This window comes from Microbacterium sp. As-52 (genome assembly GCF_049949185.1).
Taxonomy (GTDB): Bacteria; Actinomycetota; Actinomycetes; order Actinomycetales; family Microbacteriaceae; genus Microbacterium; species Microbacterium maritypicum_A.
In genome coordinates, this window is sequence record NZ_CP188171.1 from 479,594 (window position 1) to 502,820 (window position 23,227).

Sequence of the window (23,227 nt, forward strand, 5' to 3'; positions counted from 1 at the left end):
GGCGGATCTCTGCGGAACCTCTTCCGCCCACAGCAGATCGCTTCAGAGCAGATCGGGGGGCGTGCTCAGACGATCCAGGCCCGCGAGCACCGGGACGCTCCACGCGGGATCGGGCTGCCAACGTGTCCACGCGGCGTCGAACGGCCAGTCACCGGACTCGAACGAGGCGATGGCCGCGTCTGCGTGCCGCTCGATCTGCGCCGCCTGCTCGGGGCTGAGACGCCCCTGCTGGATCGCGGCGACGAGCTCGTCCTCGTCTTTGAGGTGGATGCCGCCCTCCGGATCGATCTCGACGTCGAGGATGTGGTCGGACGAGTAGGTGTCGTGATCGGTGCGCAGATGGGCGTTCTCGAGGTTCACGTACCAGCCGGCGAAGGACCAGTCCGGGCCTGTGGTGTCGCTCCAGAACAACCAGACCGACCATGGCAGCCCGGCGGGGGCGATGCACAGCACGCCGTTCCCGCGCCAGGGCTCGACGATGCGCGTCCGCGGCTCGAGCCAGCGACGCGAGAGCGGTACTTCACGCACTCGCTGTCCGCCGAGAGCTCCCGGAGCCTCCTGCAGCGTTCCGGGCGCGAGCCATGCGACGAGCCCCCGTTCGTCGTCGCGCACCACCCGCATCGGAGCGATCCTGGAGGGCTCCCCCGGCTGCCATCCCGGCTTCCGATAGTGCCAGTCGATCTGCATGCCCGACTCGAGGAACGGTCCTTCTCCGAGCGGCCGCGCGTCATCCGGGACGGCGGCCGGAGTGCCCTGGGGGAGGATTCTCATCCCGCCACGGTACTCCGGCGCCGACCGGAATCGTCTGACCGACGACACGGTACGTCCCACGGCGCGGTGCGTCGCGCTCCCGTGCTCAGTCGCGCAGTGCGGCTCCGAAGCGCTGTGCGGCGACCTCGACACCGGCGAGCTTGGCCTCGGTGGCCTCGGCCGCCGTGAGCGTGCGATCGTCGGCACGGAAGCGCAGGGCGAACGTCAGGCTCTTCGAGCCGTCCGGCACGCCCTCCCCGCGATAGTCGTCGACGAGACGCACCGATTCCAGCAGCGTACCGGCACCCTCGGCGAGAGCCGCCTGCACATCCGCGGCCGGAACGTCTGCCGGCAGCGTGAGCGAGACGTCCTGCGTGGCAGCGGGGAACGTCGATAGCGAGGCCGCGACGACCCGACCACCGGCGAGCGACAGGATGCGGTCGAGGTCGACCTCGAACACGGTCGCGCGCCCCGGAAGGTCGGCGCCCTCCGCCACAGCGGGATGCAGCTCACCGACGTAGCCGACCTCTTCCCCGGCGACCCGGAGCGATCCGGTGCGTCCGGGGTGCAGGGCCGCACGCTCGGCCTGGACCACGTCGATGTCGACGCCGGCCGCCGCCGCGATGACGCGGACCGCGTCCAGTGCCTCGACGAGACCTGCGGCTTCGGCGGGACGACCGGGCTGACGCGGGGAGACAAGGCCGGTGAGCAGCGCGGAGATGAACCGGTGCTGCGGCGGGATCGACGCGTTCAGGGCGGCGAGCGTCTCATCGGACGGGCGCTCGCCCAGCGGCGGCACCTCGTCCGTGCCGTACTCCACGCCCGGCTCGGGCAGGAAGACCACGCCGGTCTCGAAGATCGCCAGGTCGGTGAGTCCGCGCGAGATGTTGCGGTGCGCGGTCTGCAGCAGACCGGGAATGAGCGAACGACGCAGATACGGCGCCTGCCCGTCGAGTGGATTCGCCAGGCGGATGCTCGGGAGGTGTTCACCCGATGCGGAGCCGTGGAGGTCGTTCTGCGCCTCGGTGGTGAACGGGAACGACGGCGTCTCGACGAGACCGGCAGCAGCCAGGGCATCGGCTACGCGTCGACGACCCTGCTGGTCGGCGGTGAGGCCGCGACCGGACGGAGGCGTCGGCAGCACCGAGGGGATGCGGTCGAGCCCGTGGATGCGGGCGACCTCCTCCGCGAGCGTCCACTTGTCGGTGAGGTCGGGCCGCCAGGTCGGCGGGATCACGGTCCAGCCGGAACCCGCATCCGACGCCGTGACATCGGCACCGATGGTGGTCAGCGCACCGGTGATCTCGTCGTCGGAGTAGTCGACGCCGATGAGCCCCTGCACGAATCCGGCGGGGAGCTCGATCTCGCCGACGAAGACCTCGGCGAACAGCGCTCCACCCTCCTCCGTGAGCGTGCCGCCGGCGAGCTCGACCATGAGGTCGGCAGCGCGGCGGGCGGCCACGAACGGGATCAGCGGGTCGACACCGCGTTCGAAGCGCTTGGACGCCTCACTGGGCAGCTTGTGTCGACGTGCCGAGCGGGCGATGGTCGTGGGGTCGAAGTTCGCCGCCTCGATCAGCACGTTCCGCGTGGTGTCGCTCATCTCGGTCGTGCCACCGCCCATGACGCCGGCAAGGCCGATCGGGCCGGACTCGTCGGTGATGAGGAGGTCTTCCGCGTGCAGAGCGCGCTCGACGCCGTCGAGCGTGGTCATCTTCTCGCCGGGAGTGGCGCGGCGCACCGTGATGCCGCCCGTGAGCTTGTCGAGGTCGTAGCCGTGCAGCGGCTGGCCGAGCTCGAGCATCACGTAGTTGGTGATGTCGATCAGCACGCCCAGCGAGCGCATGCCCGCAAGACTCAGCCGGGCGACCATCCACGGCGGCGTCGGACGTGAGGGGTCGACACCGCGGACGACGCGGGTCACGAACTCGCTCGCACCCACGTTCCCGCGCACGGGTGCGACGTCATCGACCACGGTCGTGTGCCCGGACCCGGGCTGGAGCTCGGCGAAGTCGCGCTCGGCCGGGTCGCGGAAGGTCGCACCGGTGGCATGCGCGTACTCACGGGCCACGCCGCGGAGCGAGAAGGCATATCCACGGTCGGGAGTGACGTTGATCTCCACCGCGACGTCATCGAGGCCGAGCAGAGCGATCGCGTCGGTGCCGACGGGCGCGTCGATGCCGAGATCGGACAGCACCACGATGCCGTTGTGCTCATCGCCCAGGCCGAGCTCGCGCGCCGACGCGATCATGCCGTCCGACACGTGACCGTAGGTCTTGCGGGCGGCGATCGGGAACGGACCGGGAAGCACGGCACCGGGCAGCGTCACGACGACCTTGTCACCGGCGACGAAGTTGTGCGCACCGCAGACGATCCCACGGATGCCGCCGTTCGCCTCGCCGACGTCGACCTGGCACCAGTTGATGGTCTTGCCGTTCGACTGCGGCTCGGCCTCGAGCGAGACGACCTGTCCGACGACCACGGGACCGGTGATGTCGAAGCGGTGCACATCCTCTTCTTCGAATCCGACGGTCACCAGTGCCGCGAGGACGTCCTCGGGCGTGGCATCCGCTGCCAGATCGACGTACTCACGCAACCACGAAAGCGGGACGCGCATCACACCACCATCCCGTACTGCTCGCTGAATCGGACATCGCCCTCGGCCATGTCGCGCATGTCCTGGACGTCGCTGCGGAACATCAGTCCCCGCTCGATGCCCATGCCGAACGCGAAGCCGCTGTACACCTCGGGGTCGATCCCGGCGGCGCGCAGCACGTTCGGGTTGACCATGCCGCAGCCGCCCCATTCGATCCAGCGCGCGCCGCCCTTGAAGGTCGGGTGCCACAGGTCGAGTTCGGCGGAGGGCTCGGTGAAGGGGAAGTAGTTGGTGCGGAAGCGCGTCTTGGCCTCGGGCCCGAAGAGCTGCTTCGCGAAGTGATCGAGTGTGCCCTTGAGGTGCGCCATCGTGATGCCCTTGTCGATCACGAGTCCCTCGAACTGGGTGAACACCGGCAGGTGCGTGGCGTCGAACTCGTCGGTGCGGTACACGCGGCCGGGGCACAGCACGTAGATCGGCACCTCGCGGTCGAGCATCGAACGCACCTGCACCGGGCTCGTGTGCGTGCGCATCACGAGGTGGCGGGAGGTGGGGTCGACGTAGAACGTATCCTGCTCCTGACGGGCGGGGTGGTCGACATCGAAGTTCAGGGCGTCGAAGTTGAACCACTCGTGCTCGAGCTCCGGCCCCTCCGCGATCTCCCATCCCATGCCGACGAAGATGTCGCAGACCTGGTCCTGGAGCAGGGTGAGCGGGTGCCGGGCACCGACGCGGGTGCGCGACGGCACGGCGGTGATGTCGACCCGCTCGGCCTCGAGCCGCGCAGCGACCTCGGCCTCCGCCAGTTCGGCTTCCTTCGCCGCCAGCGCCTGCGTCACCCGCCCGCGTCCCTGACCCACGAGCTTGCCGAAAGCGGCCTTGTTCTCGGGGGCGACCTGTCGCATCGAGGCATTCAGGACCGCGAGCGGCGATCCGTCGGCGACGTGTGCGGCACGAGCCGCTTTCAGCTCGGCGGTGTCGGTGGCTGCGGCGATCGCCGCGAGGGCGTCGGCGACAGCGGCTTCGACCGCTTCCGGGGTGATTTCAGGAGACTCTGACACGAGAATCGAGTCTACCCGGGGGCGCGTGGGTCGCTTTCGCGGATCAGCGCGACGCCTCGGACCCGTCGCCCTGCAGGACGATGAGCGAGGTGTTCGTCTCGCCCCCGTGCTGACGGGGATCCGGTACCGCCGGCCCGGCCTTCGGCGAGCGCTTGGCACGGCGCTGGAGGCGGTAGGCGATGTAGGAGAGCAGGAGACACACGGCCACGTACATCGATCCGCCGACGATCGCCGCGGGGATCAGCGGGGACCCGTAAGGCGCCTGGTTGCCGATCTGGTTGATGACGTAGAGGAGCTCCTGGTACGTGATGATGAACCCGAGCGCGGTGTCCTTGAGCGCCACGACGAGCTGCGCGATGATCACCGGCATCATGGCCCGCACGGCTTGCGGGATCAGGATGAAGTACATCACCCCGGTCTTCCGGAGTCCGATCGCGTAGCCGGCTTCCTTCTGCCCGCGCGGCAGCGATTCGATGCCGGCACGCAGCACCTCGGCGAGCACGGAGCCGTTGTACACGATCAGAGCGATCACGACGGCCCAATACGGCGGCATCTTCACGCCGATCACGGGAAGGCCGTAGTACAGCAGCATCATCAGGATGAGAACGGGCACCGCTCGCAGCACCTCGATGATCCACCGGACGGGCTCACGCACCCAGGCGTGCTCCGACAGGCGGCCGATGCCGAGCAGGAAGCCGAGCGCGATGGACCCGACGCCGGCGACCGCGAAGGCGGCCAGCGTGGCCAGCAGCCCTTCGCCGAAGCGGACCCAGACGGCGGAGAACGTGAAGATGTTCCACTTCTCGGCGGAGAACTGTCCGGTGGCGAACAGCCTCCACACGACCCAGCCGAGCACGGCGAGGACGACGAGGACCGTGGCGGCTCCGATGAGCCGGTTGCGGGCGATGGCACGGGGGCCGGGGACGTCGAAAAGAACGGAACTCATCGCGCGATCCTCCACTTGTTCTCGAGAACGCGCTGCACCCAGGCGAGCAGCAGCACCAGGACCACGAAGACGACCATGACCCAGAGCAGCACGGCCAGAGCGTTCTCCCCCTGTTCGCTCAATGCCGCACGGATGGTCCCCAGGTTGGCGACGGAGAAGCCCGCAGCCACCGTGGTGTTCTTCATGAGGGCGATGAGGACGCTCATCATGGGCGGGACGACGGAGCGCGTCGCCTGCGGCAGCACGACGTAGCGCATGACCTGTCCGAAGTTCAGGCCGATCGCTCGCGCCGCCTCGGCCTGGCCGACGGGCACGGTGTTGATGCCGGCTCGCAGCGCCTCGGCGACGTACGTCGCGGTGTAGATGCCGAGAGCGGCCACTGCCAGAGGCAGGGGGTTCACGCGCTCCCCCAGCAGGATCGGGAGGCAGAACGCGAAGAAGAACATGACGAGCGTCAACGGGGTGTTGCGGATCCAGTTGACGTACACGCCGCCGACGGCGCGGGCGATCGGAACCGGAGACACACGCGCGGCTCCGACGATCAGTCCGAGGATCAGCGCGATGATGCCGCCACCCAGGAACAGCACGATGGTTCCCCACAGTGCCTCTCCCCAGAGGTCGAGGTGGTCGGTGATGACTCCCACTGCTGCTCCTGTCGATTCGGGTTCTCGGGTGGTTCGTGCCGATGAGCGGGGCGGTCGACCGGGTCGACCGCCCCGCCGGGATCAACCGATCGGGTCGACCTCGGGCTGGGTCGCCTTGACGCCGGACGCGCCGAGGTTGTTGTCGAAGATCTGCTGCCAGATCTTGCCGCCGTCGGTCAGCTGCGTGTTGAAGTACTCGGCCAGAGCGTCGTCGCCCTTGGCGAGTCCGATGCCGTAGCGCTCCTCGCTGAAGGGCTCTCCGACGACCTTCAGCTTGTCCGGGTCCTGGGCCGCGTAGCCGATGAGGATCGCCTCGTCGGTCGTGACGGCGTCGACCTGACCGTTCTTGAGGTCCTCGACGCACTTCGAGTACGTGTCGTACTCCTTGGTGGGCACGTCGGGGTAGTTCGTCTTGATGTTCTGGATCGGCGTCGAGCCGGTCGCCGAGCAGACGGTCGTCTCCGCGCTCAGGTCATCGACGCTCTTGATGTCGCTGTCGGCACCGACCAGGAGGCCCTGACCCGTGACGAAGTAGGGACCGGCGAACGAGATCTGCTCCTTGCGCTTGTCGGTGATCGAGTACGTGCCGACGTAGTAGTCGATGTCGCCGTTCACGATGGCCTGCTCGCGGTTCGCGGAGGCGATCGCCTGGAACTCGATCTTCTCCGGGTCGACGCCGAGCGATGCCGCCATCCAGCGGGCGATGTCGACGTCGAATCCGGTGCGGTCGCCGGTCACCGGGTCGAGGTACCCCAGACCCGGCTGGTCCTCCTTGACGCCGACCTTGACCGTGCCTGCCGACTCGATCCGGTCGAACGTCGGGCTTCCCTCGATGCTGACGTCGGTCAGCACGGTCCACGGCGTGCTGCTGGAGGTGTCGCCCTCGTCGCCGCCCTCCGGGGCTCCTGTGCTGGACGGCGTGCCGCTGTTGCAGGCCGTGAGCGCCAGCAGCGCGGCCGCTGCGATTCCGATACCTGCCAGTGTCCGTGTGCGTCGCATGTGCGTCTCCTTCGTGTGCTGTGTGTGCAGGGTCTGTGTGGTCGGTGCGGGGGCGTCAGTGCGTGAGGAGCTTCGAGAGGAAGTCCTTGGCGCGGTCGCTCTTCGGGTGCGTGAAGAACTCCTCGGGAGTCGCCTCCTCCACGATCCGTCCGTCGGCCATGAAGACGACGCGGTCGGCGGCCTTGCGGGCGAAGCCCATCTCATGGGTGACGACGATCATCGTCATGCCGTCCTGGGCCAACTCGACCATGACGTCGAGGACCTCGTTGATCATCTCGGGGTCGAGGGCGCTGGTCGGCTCGTCGAACAGCATCACCTTGGGCTGCATCGCGAGGGCGCGGGCGATCGCCACGCGCTGCTGCTGCCCGCCGGACAGCTGGGCCGGGAGCTTCGATGCCTGCTGCGCCACGCCCACGCGTTCGAGCAGCACCATCGCCTCCTTCTCGGCATCCGCCTTCTTGAGGCCGCGGACCTTGATCGGGCCGAGGGTCACGTTCTCGAGGATCGTGAGGTGGGCGAAGAGGTTGAAGGACTGGAAGACCATGCCGACGTCCGCACGCAGGTGGGCGAGTCCCTTCCCCTCCGCCGGCAGCTCCTTGCCGTCGATGCGGATGGTGCCGCTCGTGATCGTCTCGAGGCGGTTGATCGTGCGGCACAGGGTCGACTTGCCGGAGCCGGACGGGCCGATCACGACGACGACCTCTCCCGAGTTGACGGTCAGGTCGATGTCGGTGAGCGCCTGGAAGTCGCCGTAGTGCTTCTGGACGTTCTCGACCACGACAAGCGGGGTATCAGAGGTCATCATTTCTCCAAACTAGCCACGTCGGACGCGGGTCTCCAGGCACCTCGGTGAGATTTACACGTTCGTAATCACCTGATCGCGGCACCAATGCTGCTGTGCATGGGTACCCCGCGGCCCGCCCCCACGGGCCGCGGAATCGTCCTGCTGCAGCTCCCCAACGACAGTTGAGCAACAGGCGACGATCGTGCGCGATCGACCTCACAATGGCAGAGCGCCACCCACGGTGTCAGACTTCTTGAGGATTTCTTGAGCAGTCAGCCGCGCTGATCCCGGTAGTAGTCGGCTGCCCCGGGGTGCAGCGGGACGGGGCCGGTGAAGATCGCCGAACGCCGGTCCAGCAGCGCGGCGGTCGGCACCTCCCCCGCGATGCGCAGACGTGCATCGAACAATCCGGCGAGCACGTCACGAGCGACGGCGTCCGGGGTGGAGGCTGCGGTGACGAGATAGTTGGGAACGGCCATCGTGGGCGCGGAATCCTGCAGGCCGTAGGTGCCGGCCGGGACGTCGGCCGGTCGGTACGCGTGCGAGTACCGTTCGTTCACCTCGTTGACCCACTCCTGCTCGATCGGGAGCAGGCGGACCGATGACCTCTCCGAGAGCTCGGCCACCCCCGGGGTGGGCAGCCCGCCGACCCAGAAGAAGCCGTCGATGTCGCCACGCTCCATCGCCTCGATCGACTCGCTGAGGTCGAGCTGGGGATTGCGCACGGAGCCGAGATCGACACCTGCCGCATCCAGCACCCGAGCGGCGATCACGTTCACCCCGGAGTTCTCCGCACCGAGGGAGATGGTGCGGCCGGCCAGATCCCCGATACCCGAGATCTCCGACTCTCCGCGTACGACGACCTGCACGTACTCGTCGTACAGGCGGGCGAGGGCCTGCACCTCCAGCGGATGGTCGAAGGCGCCGGAGCCCGCCACCGCGTCTGCCGCGGCGTCTCCCTGCGCGAACCCGATCAGCGCCTCCCCCGAACTCACCCGGAGCAGGTTGTCGACGGAACCCGCCGTCTCCTGCGCGACCATCCGGATATCCAACGAGTCCGACAGGTCTTCGGCCAGGTGGCTGCCGTAGTCGTAGTAGACGCCGGTGGACCCGCCGCTGGCGATGGCGTACTCCTCGTCCGTCCACTCGCTCGCACGCGGACTGCACGCGGTCACGCCGACCGCCAGCAGGAGAGCGCTCGCGCCGGCGAGCAACCGTCGCACGCCGGCCGTCACGGGGTCGTCCCATCGTGGAGCACGAGTGTGACAGCGAGACCGCCGCCCTCCGCCGCAGCGACGGCCAATTCGCCGCCGACCGTGGCGAGCAGGTCACTCGCGATGGCGAGGCCGAGTCCGGACCCCGGGGTGTCCCCGCTGTCGACACTGCGCCAGAACCGGTCGGTCGCCGCCGCGGCCTGCTCCTCCGTCAGCCCCGGACCGTGATCGCGGACGGTGATCCGGCAGACCTGGCCCTCGCGTTCCGCACCGATCTCGATCGGCGCGCCCTCGGGAGAGAACTTCACGGCATTGTCGATCACCGCATCCAGCGCGCTCTCCACGATCGTCCGGTCGGTCACGCTCATCACCGGCGAAACCCCCGTGGCACGCAAGACGACCCCGCGCTGGGCGGCGACGTCGCGCCACGCGTCCCGTCGGCGAGCGGCGAGCGTCGCGAGGTCGACCGCCGAGATGGTCGAGTCGCCTCGTCCCCCACGAGCCAGCCCGAGGAGCGTTTCGAGGATGCGGGTCATCCGTCGCCCCTCTTCCCGCGTCTCCTCGACATCACCCTGCCACTCCTTCCCCAGTCCCGTCGCCAGATGCTCGACGCGCAGGAGCAGGGCGTTGAGGGGGTTGCGCAGCTCGTGGGAGGCATTCAGCGCGAACTCCTGCTGCCGCGTCATCACACGCTCGATCTCGTCGGCCATGCCGTTGAAGACCTGCGCCATGCGGCGCAGCTCCGGCGGACCGTCGTCGGCGGCGACACGCGCGTCCATCTCGCCCCGCTCGATCGCCACCATCGCCTCGTCGAGCCGTCGCACCGGCGACAGCACCCACCGGGCGAGCCGGAACACGAGCAGCACCCCGAGGGCGACCAGCACCAGCGCGATCGCCGAGATGAGCAGGATCTGCTGAAGGATCGCCGCGCGCGGTGCCTCCACATCTCCGGCCACCAGCACGGCACCGATCACGTCCCCGTCGTCGAACACCGGCTCGGCCAGGGCGGCGTCCGCGACGGTCCACGGGAACAGGACCGTCGGCTGCTCGGCACGCCGCCCGGAAAGCGCGAGTCTGACCCGCTCGGCGTCCTCGTCCGGGAGCGCGGCCGGGTCCTGCTCCCCCGCCGCCCAGACATTGCCGCCGAGATCGAAGACCGTGACCTCGATTCCGTACACCTCGCGGAAGCGCGCCACCTCGGCGTCGATCACGGCGGCGCTGCCGGACCGCAGGGCCTGACGCGCACTCGTGACGAAATACCCGAGGTCGCCGAGCTGCTGCGTGTAGAACGCCTGCTGGACGCTGTGCGCCGCACTCCATCCGGCTGCGCCGCCGAGCGCGGCCAGGATCGCGACGAGCGGCACGAGGAAGACGATGATCAGACGGCGCCGCATGGCTCAGGACCCCGCAAGACGATAGCCGACTCCGCGCACGGTCTCGATGACCCCACGGACTCCGGTCTTCTTCCTGATCGCTCCGACGTGCACCTCGAGCGAGTGCCCGAACCCGCGCCAGTCGGTGTTCCATACCTCACGGATCAGGCGCTCCTTCGGCACCGCCACCCCTGGGTATCGGGCGAGGACGGCGACGATGTCGAACTCCTTGCGTGTGAGGTCGATCGCCGTGCCGTCGACGAGCACCTGACGGGCGACGAGGTCGATGTCGACATGGCCGTCGTGCAGCAGCACCCGGGCGTCGGCCTCCGGTCTCATCGGCCTCGACCTCCGGGTGACCGCCTCGATCCTGGCGAGGAGCTCGTGCACGTCATAGGGCTTCACGACGAAGTCGTCCGCGCCCGCGCGCAGTCCCTTGATGCGTTCGGCGACCTGGTTGCGGGCGGTCACGATCACGATCGGAACCTCCGAGCGCCCCCGGATGCGACGGCACAGGTCGACGCCGTCGATGTCGGGGAGACCGAGGTCGAGGAGGACCACCTCGGTGTCGGCTCCCAGCATGCCCAGCGCGGCAGCGCCGTCCGCCGCGCGCACAGTCGCGTATCCCGACCGTCCGAGGAAGGCCTCGAGCGCCCCGGCGACCCGGTCGTCGTCCTCGACGATCAGAATCCTCATCGACTCCGCTTCCTGCTTCCCTCGGCGCCCGAGAACTCAGTCGCCAGCGGACGCACGCTGTGCAAATGCACTCTCGTAGAGGCACACGCTGGCGGCCGTCGCCAGGTTGAGGGATTCGGCACGACCGAAGATGGGCAGCTTGAGCACCTGGTCGGCGAGGGCCAGCGCATCGTCTTCGAGCCCCCGCGCCTCGTTCCCGAAGAGCCATCCGGTGGGCTCGGCGAGCACGCCCTCGGCGCGCGCCGCCAAGAGATCGTCACCCTTCACATCGGCTGCGAGGATGCGGAGACCTGCATCGTGTGCGCGCTTGACGACATCGGCGAGGTCTCCCCCGACCGACACCGGGAGGTGGAACAGCGAACCCGTCGTGGCACGCACCACCTTCGGGTTGTAGGGATCGACGGTTCGTCCCGTGAGCACGACGGCATCGGCGCCCGCCGCATCCGCCGCCCGGATGATCGTGCCGAGATTGCCGGGATCGCGCACCTCTTCGCAGATCGCCACCAGTCGCGGCGCGGCGTCGAAGATGTCGCGCACGGAGGTCGGTGTCTGCTGCACCACCGCCACGAGTCCCTGCGGGGTGACGGTGTCGGCCATCGCGTTGAGGACGTACTCGGTAACGTACTCGACGTCGATGTCGGCATCGGCGGCCTTCGCGCGGATGTCGGGGTGCCGCTCCCACCCGTTGGGCGTCGCGAACAGCTCGACGATCGCCTCGGGACGATAGGTGAGCGCTTCGCGCACGGACTGCGGGCCTTCCAGAAGGAACAGGCCCGTCTCGGTCCTCGCGCTTCGTTTGGTCAGCTTCGCGACGGCTCGGACTCGGGGCGAACGGGGGTTCTCCAGCACGATCACAGTCTAGGGAACGCCGGGCTGGTTCCCGCACCATCGGGATAAGGTGCCGGGATGACCCACAGCGCTGCTGCGAACACCTCTCGTCGGCGGGTCGCCCTCGCCGTTCTCGCTGTCGCGACGGTCGGGATCGGTCTGGTCGTCCATCGCGGCATGAGCGGTGCGGTCGGCGACATCGCGGGCGACGCGCTGTACGCCGTGCTCATCTACCTGCTCGTGGCCCTCGTCGCCCCGCGATGGCCTCGTCCCGCTGTGGCGTTCCTGTCCTTCGTGGTCTGCGCCGGCGTCGAGCTGCTCCAGCTCACCGGCCTTCCTCGCGAATGGGGAGCGATGTTCCCGCCGATCCGACTCGTCCTCGGCTCGGGCTTCGACCTGCGGGACCTCGCCGTGTACGCAATCGCGGTCGCCGCGACCTCCCTGATCGACATGGGAGTCACGCGGGCCGTGGGCCGCAGTGCATCCAGAAACGCCACAGGGCGCCCTCCCGAAGGAGAGCGCCCTGTGTGAAGAGGTGCTTACGCAGCCGACTTCGGTGCGTTGACGTCGGAGGGCAGAGCCTTCTTCGCCGTCTCGACCAGCGTCGTGAACGTCGCCGCGTCGTTGACCGCGAGGTCGGCGAGCATGCGACGGTCCACCGTGACACCGGCGATGCCGAGGCCCTGGATGAAGCGGTTGTAGGTCATGCCGTTCTGGCGAGCCGCAGCGTTGATGCGCTGGATCCACAGGCGACGGAAGTCACCCTTGCGCTTGCGACGGTCACGGTACGAGTAGACCAGCGAGTGGATGACCTGCTCTTTGGCCTTCCGGTACAGGCGCGAACGCTGTCCGCGGTAACCGGAGGCGCGCTCGAGGATGACCCGGCGCTTCTTGTGGGCGTTTACTGCCCGCTTGACTCTTGCCATTTTCCTGTGTTCCTATTCGTGCGTTCGGCGCGCGTCAGCGACCGAGAAGCTTCTTCGCGACCTTGGTGTCAGCCTTCGACAGCACCTGGTCCTGGTTCAGACGACGGGTGCGACGGCTCGACTTGTGCTCGAGGTTGTGGCGCATCCCGGCCTGCTGCTTCTTCAGCTTTCCGCTTCCGGTGATCTTGAAGCGCTTCTTAGCACCCGAGTGGGTCTTCTGCTTCGGCATCTTCTCTTCCTTCGTATGGCGCCTTCTCAGGCGACGGTGTCAACCCGCGGTGCGGGAGTTCTGGGGGCGGGAGTCACTCCGCCGGAGCCGCGGCCGGTGCGTCCGACTCGTTCTTCGCGTCGCGCGAAGCCTGCTTGTTCGCCGCGCGCTGCGCGTCGCGAACCGCATTCTGTTCCTGCTTGGCCTCGGACTTGCTCTTGAGCGGCGCCACGATCATGACCATGTTGCGACCGTCGATGGTCGGGTTCGACTCGACCGTGCCGAGCTCGGCAACGTCTTCGGCGAACTTGCGCAGCAGACGAACACCCTGCTCGGGACGCGACTGCTCACGACCACGGAAAAGGATCATGGCCTTGACCTTGTCGCCGGCCTTGAGGAACCCCTCGGCGCGCTTGAGCTTGGTCGTGTAGTCGTGGGCCTCGATCTTCAGACGGAAACGGACTTCCTTGAGGATCGTGTTCGCCTGGTTGCGGCGAGCTTCCTTTTCCTTCTGGGCGGCCTCGTACTTGAACTTGCCGTAGTCCATGATCTTGACGACGGGCGGCTTCGAGTTGGGGGCGACCTCGACGAGGTCGAGATCGGCTTCCTGCGCGAGGCGCAGCGCTGCCTCGATGCGGACGACGCCGATCTGCTCACCCGCGGGGCCGACGAGGCGGACCTCGGGGACGCGGATGCGCTCATTGGTACGGGGATCGCTGATGCGGAACTCCTTAGACGATGTGATTCGGCCACCGCGATGCTGTCTGCATCACGGGCGAAATCGGAATCGTCCCCGCCCACCGGCATTCAGACGCCGGCTCCGCACCCTACCTGCCGGGTCCGTCTTGCGAACGGAGCCGGTGGAGTGCAAGACCCGGTAGCCTTGAACGGCAAGCGCGGGTGGGAAGTGAATCCTCTTTCGATCCGGAGCATGACGCTCCGGAGCCCGCCAAAGTCTAACAGAAAGCAAGGCGAAGTGACGAACCAGGCACCGGACGAGGCTGCACGCGAGCGCGAAGAGCGCTGGGCACGTCAGGAGGAGGCCGCATCGTCGGCCACACGAGACATCGCCGATGTACCCGCCGTCGAGGTGATCACCACCGCCGCCGTGCACCTCATGAGCGCGGCAGCCGTCAAGCTCGGGCTCGCCGACGATCCGGACGCCGCGGCGCAGATCGACCTCGACGAAGCGCGCAAGCTCATCAACGCCCTCGCCGGACTCATCACCGCCGGCGCTCCGGAGATCAGCGACATGCACGCGCGCTCCCTGCGCGACGGCCTTCGTTCACTGCAGCTCGCCTTCCGCGAGGCCTCCACGATCCCCGACCCGATCGGCAAGGGCCCGGGCGAGAAGTGGACCGGACCGGTCAACTAGCTTCGGCGCAGGTGTGAGACCTGCGCAACCGACGGGCTCGAAGCCGCGCTTTCTCCGCCGCCGACAGAGCCGAGATGGCGGGCGAAGAAGCGCGCGGCATCCTCGCCGGCGAACTGCGGGACGCCCGTGTGGCCGCCCATGTTGGCGTAGAGCGTCTTCTCGGTCGATCCGAAGGCGTCGAACAGGTCGAGCGCCATCCGGCGGTCGTTGCCCTCGTCATCCCATTGCAGGAGGACATGCAGCGGGATGGTGACCCGACGCGCCTCCTCCATCGTCGTACAGGGCACATAGCTGCCGGCGAAGAGGCCTGCCGCGACGATGCGTGAGTCGATCGCGGCGAGACGTACTCCGATTGCGATCACCCCACCGGAGAATGCCGTCCGCTCGCCGATCTCGGGAAGGGCAAGAGCCTCGTCGAGCGTGGTCTGCCATTCCGGCACCGCCTGATCGACGAGAGGAAGTATCAGCTGGTCGATGACCTCCTCGCCCGGCCCTTCGCCGGCAGAGATCGCACGAACGAGGTCAGCCCGCGCCTGCGCCGCGCCAGGCAGCGGCGTTCGGTCGCCCGCTCCGGGCGCCTCGATCGAGATCGCAGCGAAGCCTTGCGCCGCCGCGCTGCGCGCTCGTGCCGCCAGGCGTGGGTACATTCGTCGCATGCCGATTCCGCCGGGTTGGCCCATCAGGATGAGGGGAACCGGCGCGGAGGAGGAAGCGGCTGGCGGCGTCCACATGATGCCGGAGATGTCACCGATGGTGAATTCGCGCTCGGTGAGTCCGCCGTCGAGATTCTGTTCAGAGGTGAAGTTCATGGTCGTGCCTTTCGGGAATGCTGCTGATATGCGGCGCTCCCGGACGACCTATCGCCCGACCGTGACTCCCCGGAGGAGCACCGACGTCACTTCGTTCACGGATACCACCTCCTCGCTTCCTGCACGGATCTCCGACGCTATCAGCACCGGCAGCAGCGATCGGACCGCGCACCTCCCCGCGGAGACGCGTTCCCGTTCCCGCCCGCGGTCCGAAGTGGAGACCGTCATCTCCGGCGACGAAGGATCAGGGCTCCAGGATCAGGGGGTCCGCGGTGGAGGGGCCGCTGCACGGGCCATCAGCGTGCGTCCAGACGATCGGTTCCTCGGATTCGTGGATGACGGTGCCCTGCGCGTCGAACAGGCGGATGTCGACCTCCTCCGGTGTCGACATGTCGAACATGAGCCGCCAGGTCCCGTCGTCCTGACGGGACGCCGCGAACAGGTTGGTCGAGGAGGTCTCGTCCTCCCCCGGCGCCGGTGAGCACTCCGCGTCCACGCAGAACTGGATGGCCGCGGTGTCCGGGAATACGCTCACGTCGACGACCACCCCGTTGACGTAGCCGATCGCCGGGCACGCGGTGTAGCAACCCGTGGTGCCGGTCGCGGCACCACCCAGGAGCGCGACCACGGCGAGGACTCGCATCAGACCGCGGGACATGCCCCGATCGTAGCGAACGTTCTCAGACGCTGCGGCGGAGCTTCACGGTCAGCGAGTCGGCGAGCACAGCGATGCGATCATCGGACGCCCAGCGCTGAGCGAGACGCGAGAGCACGGCATCGAGCACCTCACGCTCCAGACCGTCGACGAGCTCGAGGACCACGATCAGCTCGGGGCCCCGGAGCCGCGCGTTGGGATCGCCCGCAGCCACCGCCACGTCGATCACCGCCAGTTCGTGCGCCACGCTCTCCTGGAGAGCCGTGAACACCTCTGTCGACAGGAAGCTGGGCTCCCAGCGCTGCTCCTGAGCGATCGCCCAGACCGCGGGACGCCGGATCACGAACTCCGTCTCTGACGTCGGGTCGAGAACGATGAGATCGGTGTCCTCCGCCGACGCCGCCAACGCGGCTCGAACGGCCTCGACGGGGATCGGTCGCGCGGTCGGATCCCATGCCTGCATCGCCTGCACGGACGAGAAGACCGGCTGCACGCGCCGGCCGTCAGGCGCCGCGACCGTCACGATGGACAGTTCCTGCGTCTTGTCGACGGTGAGACCGCTCGGCGCGACCCCCTCCTCACCCTTCTCGGCGATAAGCGGAATCAGCACGCGCGCGGTACGGAAGGCGTCGACCACGTCGACCTGACTGCCTTCACCCGCACGGAACCGCAGCAGCGCGGCCAGCAGGGCGGGATCGGCGGAACCGTCGTCCGCCGCGTGCGGATTCGACTCGAAGCTGCGCCCCTCCCAGGGGACGCCCGCCGAATCGCCGTGGTTGCGCGATTCCGGCCCACAGGCGTGCGCGTCAGTCTCCTGCGACATCCAGAGCCTCAGCCAGCGTGAACGCGCCGGCGTAGAGTGCCTTGCCGACGATCGCACCTTCGACGCCCAGCGGCACGAGATCGCGGAGCGCGGCGATGTCGTCGAGGCTCGAGATCCCGCCGGATGCGACGACCGGTTTCGGGGTACGTGAGGTGACCTCGCGGAGCAGTTCGATGTTGGGGCCGCGAAGAGTGCCGTCCTTCGTGACGTCGGTGACGACATAACGGCTGCAGCCGGCGTCTTCGAGGCGGTCGAGAACCTCCCAGAGGTCACCGCCCTCCTTGGTCCATCCGCGGGCGGCGAGCGTCGTCCCCCGCACGTCGAGGCCGACCGCGATCGCCTCGCCGTAACGGCCGATCACATCGGCCGCCCACTCCGGGTTCTCCAGCGCGGCCGTGCCCAGGTTGATCCGGGTGGCGCCGCTCTCCAGAGCCGCCTCCAACGTCGCATCATCACGGATGCCACCGGAGAGCTCGATGCTCACGCCCTTGAACTGCTTGATGACCTTGCGCAGGATCGGTGCGTTGCTGCCACGGCCGAACGCGGCGTCGAGGTCGACGAGGTGGATCCACTTCGCTCCCTGCGCCACCCACTCCCCTGCGGCATCCAACGGGTCGCCGTAGCTGGTCTCGGTTCCGGCCTCGCCCTGGGTCAGGCGGACGGCCTTGCCCCCGGCGACATCGACGGCGGGAAGGAGCGTGAGCGAGGGGGACTGCGCGAAGTCGTTCATGGGGTCCTTGTATCGGGAAGCTCTACGGCCCGGTGCGGGCACGAGAACCGAGGGTAGTCCGCCGGACGGCGGGGAACAAAACGGGTGACGCCTGCCGGAGACGTCAGAGGCTTCCGACCCAGTTGCGCAGCAGTTGGATGCCGGCTTCCCCGGACTTCTCCGGGTGGAACTGCGTCGCCGAGAGCGGCCCGTTCTCGACGGCGGCGAGGAACGGGTCGCCGTACGTCGTCCAGGTCAAAACGGGCTCGGGGAACGGCGGGATGACGTCGAGTTCCCAGGACTGCGCGGCGTAGGAGTGCACGAAGTAGAAGCGCTCCTGCTCGATGCCTCGGAAGAGCACGCTGTCGGCACCGGGCTCGACCGTGTTCCAGCCCATGTGCGGCAGCACCGGGGCATTGAGCTCGGTGACCGCGCCGGGCCACTCGCCGAGCCCTTCGGTGTCGTGACCGCGCTCGACGCCGTGCTCGAAGAGGACCTGCATCCCGACGCAGATCCCGAGGACCGGACGGCCGCCGGCGAGACGGCGATCGATGATCTCGTCCCCTCCGTGGGCGCGCAGGGCATCGCGGACGGCCTGGAATGCACCGACACCGGGGACGACGAGTCCATCCGCCTCGAGAGCGGTGGCGCGGTCGCGCGTCAGCACGGCATCCGCGCCGGCGGCGACGAGCGCCTTCACCGCCGAGTGGACGTTGCCCGACTCGTAGTCGAACACCGCGACCCGGGGCGCTGCGCTCACAGCGCACCCTTCGTGGACGGGATCCCGTCGACGAGCGGATCCAGAGCCTTGGCCTCGCGGAACGCGCGGGCGAACGCCTTGTACTCCGCCTCGGCGATGTGGTGCGGATCACGCCCGCCGAGCACACGCACGTGCACGGTCAGACCGGCATTGAAACTGATGGCCTCGAATGAGTGACGCACCAGCGAACCGGTGAAGTGCCCGCCGATGAGGTGGTGTTCGAAGCCTTCAGGTTCTCCCGTGTGCACGAGATACGGACGACCGGAGATGTCGACGACCGCCTGCGCCAGTGCCTCGTCGAGGGGAACGAGCGCGTCGCCGTAACGGGAGATCCCGGACTTGTCCCCGAGAGCTTCGAGAATGGCTTGGCCGAGCACGATCGAGACGTCTTCCACCGTGTGGTGCGCGTCGATGTGCGTGTCGCCGGAAGCCCGCACCGTGAGGTCGGTCAGCGAATGCTTCGCGAAGGCGGTGAGCATGTGGTCGAAGAACGGCACGGACGTGTCGATACGGCTCGCCCCGGTGCCGTCGAGGTTCAGCTCGAGCTCGACGGTGGACTCCGACGTGCTGCGCACACGGTTCGCGGTGCGCGGGGTCAGTACGGGGGTGCTCATGAAGCCGATCCTATCGAGGCCAGCGCCTCGAGGAACGCGGTGGTCTCGGCCTCCGTGCCCGCGCTGACCCTGAGGTGTCCGGGGATGCCGACATCGCGCACGAGCACGCCGCGGTCGTACAGGTGCTGCCAGGTGGCCCGCGGGTCGGCGACGCCGCCGAACAGGACGAAGTTCGACCACGATTCGTGCGGCTGGTATCCGAGCGCTTCGAGGGTCGCCGTGATCCGATCGCGCTGCTCGACGATCTCCTCCACCATCGCGAGCATCACGTCGGCGTTGCGCAGGGCCGCTATCGCCGCCGCCTGGGTGAGAGCGCTCAGGTGATAGGGCAGACGCACCAGACGCAACGCGTCGATGAAGGCGGGGTCGGCAGCGAGGTACCCGACCCGGGCCCCGGCGAAGGCGAAGGCCTTGCTCATGGTGCGCGAGACGGCGAGACGCGGGCGTCCGTCGAGCAGAGTCAGGGCGGAGATCGCATCGCGCGGCGCGAACTCCTGGTACGCCTCATCCACGATCACGATGCCTCGGGCCGCGTCGTACACGGCTTCGATCACGTCCAGCCCGAGCGGCGTGCCGGTGGGGTTGTTGGGAGAACAGAGGATGACCACATCGGGATCGGCGGCCCGCACCTGCTCGGCAGCCTCGTCCGGGGTGATCGTGTAGTCGGGCTGACGCGTGCCGGCGATCCAGCGTGCTCCCGTCCCCTGGGCGATGAGCGGGTACATCGAATACGTCGGCGCGAAACCGAACGCCGTGCGCCCGGGACCTCCGAAAGCCTGGAGGATGTGCTGGAGAACCTCGTTCGAGCCATTGCCGGCCCAGATCTGCTCCGGTGTGAGCCCATGCCCCAGGTACTCCGCGAACGACTCGCGGAGCGTCGTGAACTCCCGGTCCGGATAGCGGTTGACGTCGCGGATCGCGACGGCGATGTCGTCGAGGATGTCGCTCGCCACCGCGTCGGGGATCGGATGCGTGTTCTCGTTCACGTTGAGCGCGATCGGGAGCGGCGCTTGCGGAGCGCCGTATGGCGTCAATCCGCGAAGATCGTCGCGTAGCGGGAGATCGTTGAGGGAGAGGGTCACCCTTCCCATGTTAAGCGGCGCCTTGCCTCGATGACGCAAAGTTGCTGCTGTGCTGCCGCCGCCGGATCAGTTCACGTACTGGGCCGGGATGGCGAGCGTCTGGCCGATCTGGAGTTCTCCACCGCGCAGCAGGTTCATCCGGCTGATCTCACCGATGACGTCGCGCGGGTCGGCATCGGGAGCGACGCTGGTGGCGATCGACCAGAGGGTGTCTCCTGGCATGACGGTCACCGTCTCGACGCTGACGGCGGCCGAATCTGCTCCCGAAGCGATCGCGCTGCCACCGCTGAGCGCCGCGAAGGCGATACCGATCGCGAGCGGCACCGAGGCGAAAGCCAGCAGCACGGCGCGGCCACGCGTCGTCAGTCGGAGTCGCGTCGTGGGACGGGTCGACGCCGGAATGACTGCTGCGGTGCTGAAGCTGATGCTGCTCATGTGGTGCTCCTTAGCCTGTCCCGGAGCGGTGAGGCCGCCGGGGAAGTTGGCGTAGCGTTCGCATTCCCGTCTCGGCCGGGAGCCGTGAATGCGAAGCTACGTACCGAAGATATCTTCGAGTTCGAACATCTGTCAAGTATTCTTCGAAACCGAATCCGGAAATGAGCCGACACGCTCGAACAGATCTTCCAGATCGGCCCGTTTCTCGGATACGGTTTCGATAAGGACACCCCACCACGGGCCTCCGACATTCGAAGAGGGACGTCGGATCACGCACTGAAGGAGCACCATGAGCGAGAACTCTGCCCCCGAGTCGGAGGCACCGCGCACGCGCCGCCGGAAGAGCCTCAGCCCGAAGCAGATGGCGATCCTCGAGGTCATCCAGAACTCGATCGCGCACCACGGCTACCCGCCGAGCATGCGCGAGATCGGCGACGCCGTCGGTCTCAAGTCCCTCTCCAGCGTCACCCACCAGCTCGGGCAGTTGGAGCTCAGCGGCTATCTGCGTCGCGACCCCGGGAAGACCCGCGCCATGGAAGTGCTCATCGACCTCCCGGGGGCCAGCACCGAGAATCCCGCCGACGTGGCGACACCGGTCGGCGATGCGGCACTCGTCCCCCTGGTCGGACGCATCGCCGCGGGTGTGCCGATCACCGCCGACCAGCAGGTCGAGGAGATCTTCCCGCTCCCCCGCCAGCTGGTGGGCAAGGGCGACCTGTTCATGCTCAAGGTCTCCGGCGAGTCGATGATCGACGCCGCCATCTGCGACGGCGACTGGGTCGTCGTCCGTTCGCAGAACAGCGCCGAGAACGGCGAGATCGTCGCGGCGATGCTCGACGGCGAGGCCACCGTCAAGGTGCTGCGCCGTCGCGACGGCCACACGTGGCTGCTCCCGCGCAACTCGGCGTTCGAGCCCATCCTGGGCGATGAAGCCGTGATCCTCGGCAAGATCGTGGCGGTGCTCCGCGCGGTCTGAGACGAGAGCACGACGAAGGCCCTCCCGGTTCCCTGGAGGGCCTTCGTGTGCGCCCCGCGTGACGCTCGTGCCAGCGCCCCATAGGCTCGAAGCATGACGTCGTCCCCCTACGGTTCCTGGCCTTCGCCTTTCTCCGCGGCATCAGTCGCGGCGTCCTCTCCTCGCATCGACGGCGCCCGCTTCGTCGGCACGGAGATCTGGTGGGGTGAGTCGGTGCCGTCCGAGAAGGGACGGGTGACGGTACGGAGTTCCACGGGCGCCGAGGTCCTCCCCGCGCCCTGGAACGCCCGCTCCCGCGTGCACGAATACGGTGGCGGCGCCTGGACGGCGGACGATCGGGGGACGCTCTACTTCGTCGACGCCTCAGACCAGCGGGTGCGCCGCCTGACCCCCGACGGGGATCTCGTCACGCTCACCGCTGCCGGTCCCGCGCACGGAGGTCTGCGCGTGCAGGACGGACGTCTGCTCGCCGTGCGCGAAGACCTCTCGACCACACCGCACCTCCGCGCGATCGTCGAGATCCCGCTCGACGGCTCCGCCGCAGAAGACGAGTCCGCGGTCAGCGTGATCGTGCAGGGCGAGGGGTTCTTCGCCCACCCCGCATTCTCCCCTGACGGGACCCGCGCCGCGTGGGTCGCCTGGGAACGGGGGAAGATGCCGTGGGAGAGCGCGCGCGTGCAGATCGCCGAGGTCGACGGAGGCCTCCCGCGGACGATCCCCTCGCGAGCGGCGCTGCAGCCCGAGTGGCTCAGCGACACGGAACTGGTCTTCGCCGACATCGCCGATGACCGCTGGACACTCCACCGCATCGCCATCGACGGGGTGACGCCTTCCGGATCCCCGCGGCCGCTGGCCCCGTCCGATGCCGACACGGGCTACGGGCTCTGGGTGCTCGGCAACCGCTGGTATCAGCCGTTGGAGGACGGCCGCATCGTCGCCGTCCGCACGAACGGGCGCGACGACGTCGTCGTGATCGACACCGGAGGGGGCGAGAGCATCATCGAGTTCCCCGGCGACGGTCATGTGAGCGTCGATGCGGTCCACGGCACCCGGGTGCTGCTCTCCGGCAACGGTTCCCGGGTGGCGGCGGGGCTCTGGTGCGTCGATATCGAGTCGGGGGAGGTCGTCGCCGTGCGCGGCGGGGAGCCCGTCGATCCGCGCTGGATGCCGGCGTCGATGTCGATCGAGATCGACGGTCCGCACGGCGCCGTGCACGCATTCGCCTATCCGCCGGCGAACCCCGACGAGGAGGCCCCCGACGACGAGCTCCCGCCCTACGTCGTGCTGGTCCACGGCGGACCGACGGCGCATGTGACCGGGGCAGCCTCGGCAGCGATCGCCTTCTACACGAGCCGCGGGATCGGCGTGCTCGACGTGAACTACGGGGGCTCCACCGGCTATGGTCGTGCCTATCGCGAACGCTTGGACGGCCAGTGGGGTGTCGTCGACGTCGACGACGTGATCGCGGCGGCGCGGGGCCTGGCTGCCTCCGGGCTCGCCGACCCCGACCGCCTGGCCATCCGCGGCGGATCGGCAGGCGGCTGGACCGTGCTGTCGGCACTGGTACGAGGCGGAGCCTTCGCCGCGGGGATCAGCCGCTACGGCGTCGCCGACCTGCGCATGCTGGCCGCGGAGACTCATGACTTCGAGGCATCGTACATCGACGGTCTGGTGGGCCCGCTGCCCGAGTACGAGCATCTGTACGTCGAGCGTTCACCGCTCACGCACACAGATCGCATCACTGTCCCGGTCCTGCTCCTGCAGGGCGGCGAGGACCGCGTCGTCCCTCCATCCCAGTCCGAGGCGATCCGCGATGCTCTGGCAGAGCGCGGCATCGAGCACGAGTACGTCCTCTATCCCACCGAGGGACATGGTTTCCGGAGCGCGGAGACCATCGTCGACTCCCTCGACCGCGAGCTGGCGTTCCTCGGCCGCGTCTTCGGCTTCCACCCGCGCCCGTGACG

26 protein-coding genes are annotated in these 23,227 nt (G+C 68.4%); 4 read left to right on the top strand and 22 right to left on the bottom strand.

Going from position 1 to position 23,227, the window contains the following annotated elements:
- Positions 1 to 42: 42 nt before the first annotated feature.
- The 11 genes from ACLFA2_RS02305 to ACLFA2_RS02355 form a co-directional block, all read right to left on the bottom strand.
- Complete coding sequence (locus tag ACLFA2_RS02305) at positions 43 to 771, bottom strand: DUF402 domain-containing protein (RefSeq protein ID WP_426621961.1); 729 nt, start codon at positions 769 to 771, stop codon at positions 43 to 45.
- An 85-nt stretch (positions 772 to 856) separates the two neighbouring features.
- Complete coding sequence (gene pheT / locus ACLFA2_RS02310; RefSeq protein ID WP_426621962.1) at positions 857 to 3,367, bottom strand: phenylalanine--tRNA ligase subunit beta; 2,511 nt, start codon at positions 3,365 to 3,367, stop codon at positions 857 to 859.
- Positions 3,367 to 4,407 (bottom strand): phenylalanine--tRNA ligase subunit alpha, encoded by a 1,041-nt coding sequence (gene pheS, locus ACLFA2_RS02315; RefSeq protein WP_021199762.1) that lies wholly within the window; start codon positions 4,405 to 4,407, stop codon positions 3,367 to 3,369. Before pheS ends, pheT begins: the two co-directional genes overlap by 1 nt.
- A 43-nt stretch (positions 4,408 to 4,450) precedes the next feature.
- Complete coding sequence (locus ACLFA2_RS02320; RefSeq protein ID WP_021199763.1) at positions 4,451 to 5,353, bottom strand: amino acid ABC transporter permease; 903 nt, start codon at positions 5,351 to 5,353, stop codon at positions 4,451 to 4,453.
- Entirely contained in the window at positions 5,350 to 5,997 is a 648-nt protein-coding gene (locus ACLFA2_RS02325; RefSeq protein ID WP_136025191.1) for an amino acid ABC transporter permease, read from the bottom strand. The genes ACLFA2_RS02320 and ACLFA2_RS02325 overlap by 4 nt, the downstream gene beginning before the upstream one ends.
- 81 nt (positions 5,998 to 6,078) lie before the next feature.
- The gene (locus ACLFA2_RS02330; protein WP_021199765.1) at positions 6,079 to 6,996 is read right to left on the bottom strand and encodes a glutamate ABC transporter substrate-binding protein; all 918 of its coding nucleotides are present in this window, start codon (positions 6,994 to 6,996) and stop codon (positions 6,079 to 6,081) included.
- Positions 6,997 to 7,051: 55 nt separating this feature from the next.
- Positions 7,052 to 7,798 (bottom strand): amino acid ABC transporter ATP-binding protein, encoded by a 747-nt coding sequence (locus tag ACLFA2_RS02335; protein WP_029260612.1) that lies wholly within the window; start codon positions 7,796 to 7,798, stop codon positions 7,052 to 7,054.
- Between the two features lie 254 nt (positions 7,799 to 8,052).
- Positions 8,053 to 9,015 (bottom strand): TAXI family TRAP transporter solute-binding subunit, encoded by a 963-nt coding sequence (locus ACLFA2_RS02340; RefSeq protein ID WP_021199767.1) that lies wholly within the window; start codon positions 9,013 to 9,015, stop codon positions 8,053 to 8,055.
- Entirely contained in the window at positions 9,012 to 10,388 is a 1,377-nt protein-coding gene (locus ACLFA2_RS02345) for a sensor histidine kinase (protein ID WP_167253462.1), read from the bottom strand. The genes ACLFA2_RS02340 and ACLFA2_RS02345 overlap by 4 nt, the downstream gene beginning before the upstream one ends.
- Positions 10,389 to 10,391: 3 nt before the next feature.
- Positions 10,392 to 11,063 (bottom strand): response regulator transcription factor, encoded by a 672-nt coding sequence (locus ACLFA2_RS02350; protein ID WP_021199769.1) that lies wholly within the window; start codon positions 11,061 to 11,063, stop codon positions 10,392 to 10,394.
- A 36-nt stretch (positions 11,064 to 11,099) separates the two neighbouring features.
- Entirely contained in the window at positions 11,100 to 11,912 is an 813-nt protein-coding gene (locus tag ACLFA2_RS02355; protein ID WP_031207314.1) for a TrmH family RNA methyltransferase, read from the bottom strand.
- 57 nt (positions 11,913 to 11,969) lie between these two features.
- On the opposite strand from ACLFA2_RS02355, the gene ACLFA2_RS02360 reads away from it, so the two are divergent.
- On the top strand, positions 11,970 to 12,422 hold the full coding sequence (locus ACLFA2_RS02360) for a DUF2809 domain-containing protein (protein WP_081860203.1): 453 nt from the start codon (positions 11,970 to 11,972) through the stop codon (positions 12,420 to 12,422).
- 8 nt (positions 12,423 to 12,430) lie between these two features.
- Here the strand turns inward: ACLFA2_RS02360 and rplT are convergent, their stop codons facing one another.
- The 3 genes from rplT to infC all read right to left on the bottom strand — a co-directional run bounded on the left by rplT (position 12,431) and on the right by infC (position 13,746).
- The gene (gene rplT, locus ACLFA2_RS02365) at positions 12,431 to 12,817 is read right to left on the bottom strand and encodes a 50S ribosomal protein L20 (protein ID WP_021199772.1); all 387 of its coding nucleotides are present in this window, start codon (positions 12,815 to 12,817) and stop codon (positions 12,431 to 12,433) included.
- Positions 12,818 to 12,851: 34 nt separating this feature from the next.
- Positions 12,852 to 13,046: a 50S ribosomal protein L35 gene (gene rpmI / locus ACLFA2_RS02370; protein ID WP_017828564.1), complete on the bottom strand. Its 195-nt coding sequence runs from the start codon at positions 13,044 to 13,046 to the stop codon at positions 12,852 to 12,854.
- A gap of 73 nt (positions 13,047 to 13,119) precedes the next feature.
- On the bottom strand, positions 13,120 to 13,746 hold the full coding sequence (infC, locus tag ACLFA2_RS02375; protein ID WP_096359486.1) for a translation initiation factor IF-3: 627 nt from the start codon (positions 13,744 to 13,746) through the stop codon (positions 13,120 to 13,122).
- Positions 13,747 to 14,001: 255 nt separating this feature from the next.
- On the opposite strand from infC, the gene ACLFA2_RS02380 reads away from it, so the two are divergent.
- The gene (locus ACLFA2_RS02380; RefSeq protein WP_017828562.1) at positions 14,002 to 14,400 is read left to right on the top strand and encodes a DUF1844 domain-containing protein; all 399 of its coding nucleotides are present in this window, start codon (positions 14,002 to 14,004) and stop codon (positions 14,398 to 14,400) included.
- On the opposite strand, the gene ACLFA2_RS02385 is transcribed toward ACLFA2_RS02380, so the two are convergent.
- From ACLFA2_RS02385 to ACLFA2_RS02420, 8 genes are all read right to left on the bottom strand, one after another.
- The gene (locus tag ACLFA2_RS02385) at positions 14,397 to 15,209 is read right to left on the bottom strand and encodes an alpha/beta hydrolase (protein WP_426621963.1); all 813 of its coding nucleotides are present in this window, start codon (positions 15,207 to 15,209) and stop codon (positions 14,397 to 14,399) included. The genes ACLFA2_RS02380 and ACLFA2_RS02385 overlap by 4 nt on opposite strands.
- Positions 15,210 to 15,453: 244 nt before the next feature.
- Positions 15,454 to 15,867, bottom strand: a complete 414-nt coding sequence (locus tag ACLFA2_RS02390; protein ID WP_401125273.1) for a hypothetical protein — start codon at positions 15,865 to 15,867, stop codon at positions 15,454 to 15,456.
- A 22-nt stretch (positions 15,868 to 15,889) separates the two neighbouring features.
- Entirely contained in the window at positions 15,890 to 16,687 is a 798-nt protein-coding gene (locus tag ACLFA2_RS02395) for an SseB family protein (RefSeq protein ID WP_426621964.1), read from the bottom strand.
- Positions 16,671 to 17,417 carry a bifunctional 1-(5-phosphoribosyl)-5-((5-phosphoribosylamino)methylideneamino)imidazole-4-carboxamide isomerase/phosphoribosylanthranilate isomerase PriA gene (gene priA, locus ACLFA2_RS02400; RefSeq protein WP_029260604.1) on the bottom strand — a complete coding sequence of 249 codons (747 nt, stop codon included), beginning with the start codon at positions 17,415 to 17,417 and terminating at the stop codon, positions 16,671 to 16,673. The genes ACLFA2_RS02395 and priA overlap by 17 nt, the downstream gene beginning before the upstream one ends.
- A gap of 103 nt (positions 17,418 to 17,520) precedes the next feature.
- Positions 17,521 to 18,156, bottom strand: a complete 636-nt coding sequence (hisH, locus tag ACLFA2_RS02405; protein WP_021199778.1) for an imidazole glycerol phosphate synthase subunit HisH — start codon at positions 18,154 to 18,156, stop codon at positions 17,521 to 17,523.
- Complete coding sequence (hisB, locus tag ACLFA2_RS02410) at positions 18,153 to 18,770, bottom strand: imidazoleglycerol-phosphate dehydratase HisB (protein WP_426621965.1); 618 nt, start codon at positions 18,768 to 18,770, stop codon at positions 18,153 to 18,155. The genes hisH and hisB overlap by 4 nt, the downstream gene beginning before the upstream one ends.
- A complete protein-coding gene (locus ACLFA2_RS02415; protein WP_426621966.1) occupies positions 18,767 to 19,861 on the bottom strand; it encodes a histidinol-phosphate transaminase in 1,095 nt (364 codons plus the stop codon). The genes hisB and ACLFA2_RS02415 overlap by 4 nt, the downstream gene beginning before the upstream one ends.
- A gap of 57 nt (positions 19,862 to 19,918) precedes the next feature.
- Positions 19,919 to 20,287 carry a LysM peptidoglycan-binding domain-containing protein gene (locus ACLFA2_RS02420; protein ID WP_021199781.1) on the bottom strand — a complete coding sequence of 123 codons (369 nt, stop codon included), beginning with the start codon at positions 20,285 to 20,287 and terminating at the stop codon, positions 19,919 to 19,921.
- A 289-nt stretch (positions 20,288 to 20,576) separates the two neighbouring features.
- Between ACLFA2_RS02420 and lexA the strand changes: the two genes are divergently transcribed.
- Together lexA and ACLFA2_RS02430 are read left to right on the top strand one after the other, a co-directional pair.
- Positions 20,577 to 21,263 carry a transcriptional repressor LexA gene (lexA, locus tag ACLFA2_RS02425; RefSeq protein WP_021199782.1) on the top strand — a complete coding sequence of 229 codons (687 nt, stop codon included), beginning with the start codon at positions 20,577 to 20,579 and terminating at the stop codon, positions 21,261 to 21,263.
- A 93-nt stretch (positions 21,264 to 21,356) separates the two neighbouring features.
- Positions 21,357 to 23,225, top strand: coding sequence for a S9 family peptidase (locus ACLFA2_RS02430; protein ID WP_426621967.1), 1,869 nt, complete (start codon positions 21,357 to 21,359; stop codon positions 23,223 to 23,225).
- The last annotated feature ends 2 nt before the right edge of the window (positions 23,226 to 23,227 follow it).

What these genes read in the sequence shown, in the direction of transcription:
- ACLFA2_RS02415 (WP_426621966.1), bottom strand. Translation starts at nt 19,861, where the DNA reads ATGGGAAGGGTGACCCTCTCCCTCAACGATCTCCCGCTACGCGACGAT.
- ACLFA2_RS02320 (WP_021199763.1), bottom strand. Translation starts at nt 5,353, where the DNA reads ATGAGTTCCGTTCTTTTCGACGTCCCCGGCCCCCGTGCCATCGCCCGC.
- priA (WP_029260604.1), bottom strand. Translation starts at nt 17,417, where the DNA reads ATGAACGACTTCGCGCAGTCCCCCTCGCTCACGCTCCTTCCCGCCGTC.
- rplT (WP_021199772.1), bottom strand. Translation starts at nt 12,817, where the DNA reads ATGGCAAGAGTCAAGCGGGCAGTAAACGCCCACAAGAAGCGCCGGGTC.
- rpmI (WP_017828564.1), bottom strand. Translation starts at nt 13,046, where the DNA reads ATGCCGAAGCAGAAGACCCACTCGGGTGCTAAGAAGCGCTTCAAGATC.
- ACLFA2_RS02360 (WP_081860203.1), top strand. Translation starts at nt 11,970, where the DNA reads ATGACCCACAGCGCTGCTGCGAACACCTCTCGTCGGCGGGTCGCCCTC.
- ACLFA2_RS02390 (WP_401125273.1), bottom strand. Translation starts at nt 15,867, where the DNA reads ATGTCCCGCGGTCTGATGCGAGTCCTCGCCGTGGTCGCGCTCCTGGGT.
- ACLFA2_RS02335 (WP_029260612.1), bottom strand. Translation starts at nt 7,798, where the DNA reads ATGACCTCTGATACCCCGCTTGTCGTGGTCGAGAACGTCCAGAAGCAC.
- ACLFA2_RS02330 (WP_021199765.1), bottom strand. Translation starts at nt 6,996, where the DNA reads ATGCGACGCACACGGACACTGGCAGGTATCGGAATCGCAGCGGCCGCG.
- ACLFA2_RS02305 (WP_426621961.1), bottom strand. Translation starts at nt 771, where the DNA reads ATGAGAATCCTCCCCCAGGGCACTCCGGCCGCCGTCCCGGATGACGCG.
- lexA (WP_021199782.1), top strand. Translation starts at nt 20,577, where the DNA reads ATGAGCGAGAACTCTGCCCCCGAGTCGGAGGCACCGCGCACGCGCCGC.
- ACLFA2_RS02345 (WP_167253462.1), bottom strand. Translation starts at nt 10,388, where the DNA reads ATGCGGCGCCGTCTGATCATCGTCTTCCTCGTGCCGCTCGTCGCGATC.
- hisB (WP_426621965.1), bottom strand. Translation starts at nt 18,770, where the DNA reads ATGAGCACCCCCGTACTGACCCCGCGCACCGCGAACCGTGTGCGCAGC.
- ACLFA2_RS02420 (WP_021199781.1), bottom strand. Translation starts at nt 20,287, where the DNA reads ATGAGCAGCATCAGCTTCAGCACCGCAGCAGTCATTCCGGCGTCGACC.
- ACLFA2_RS02350 (WP_021199769.1), bottom strand. Translation starts at nt 11,063, where the DNA reads ATGAGGATTCTGATCGTCGAGGACGACGACCGGGTCGCCGGGGCGCTC.
- ACLFA2_RS02430 (WP_426621967.1), top strand. Translation starts at nt 21,357, where the DNA reads ATGACGTCGTCCCCCTACGGTTCCTGGCCTTCGCCTTTCTCCGCGGCA.
- pheT (WP_426621962.1), bottom strand. Translation starts at nt 3,367, where the DNA reads ATGCGCGTCCCGCTTTCGTGGTTGCGTGAGTACGTCGATCTGGCAGCG.
- ACLFA2_RS02395 (WP_426621964.1), bottom strand. Translation starts at nt 16,687, where the DNA reads ATGTCGCAGGAGACTGACGCGCACGCCTGTGGGCCGGAATCGCGCAAC.
- ACLFA2_RS02385 (WP_426621963.1), bottom strand. Translation starts at nt 15,209, where the DNA reads ATGAACTTCACCTCTGAACAGAATCTCGACGGCGGACTCACCGAGCGC.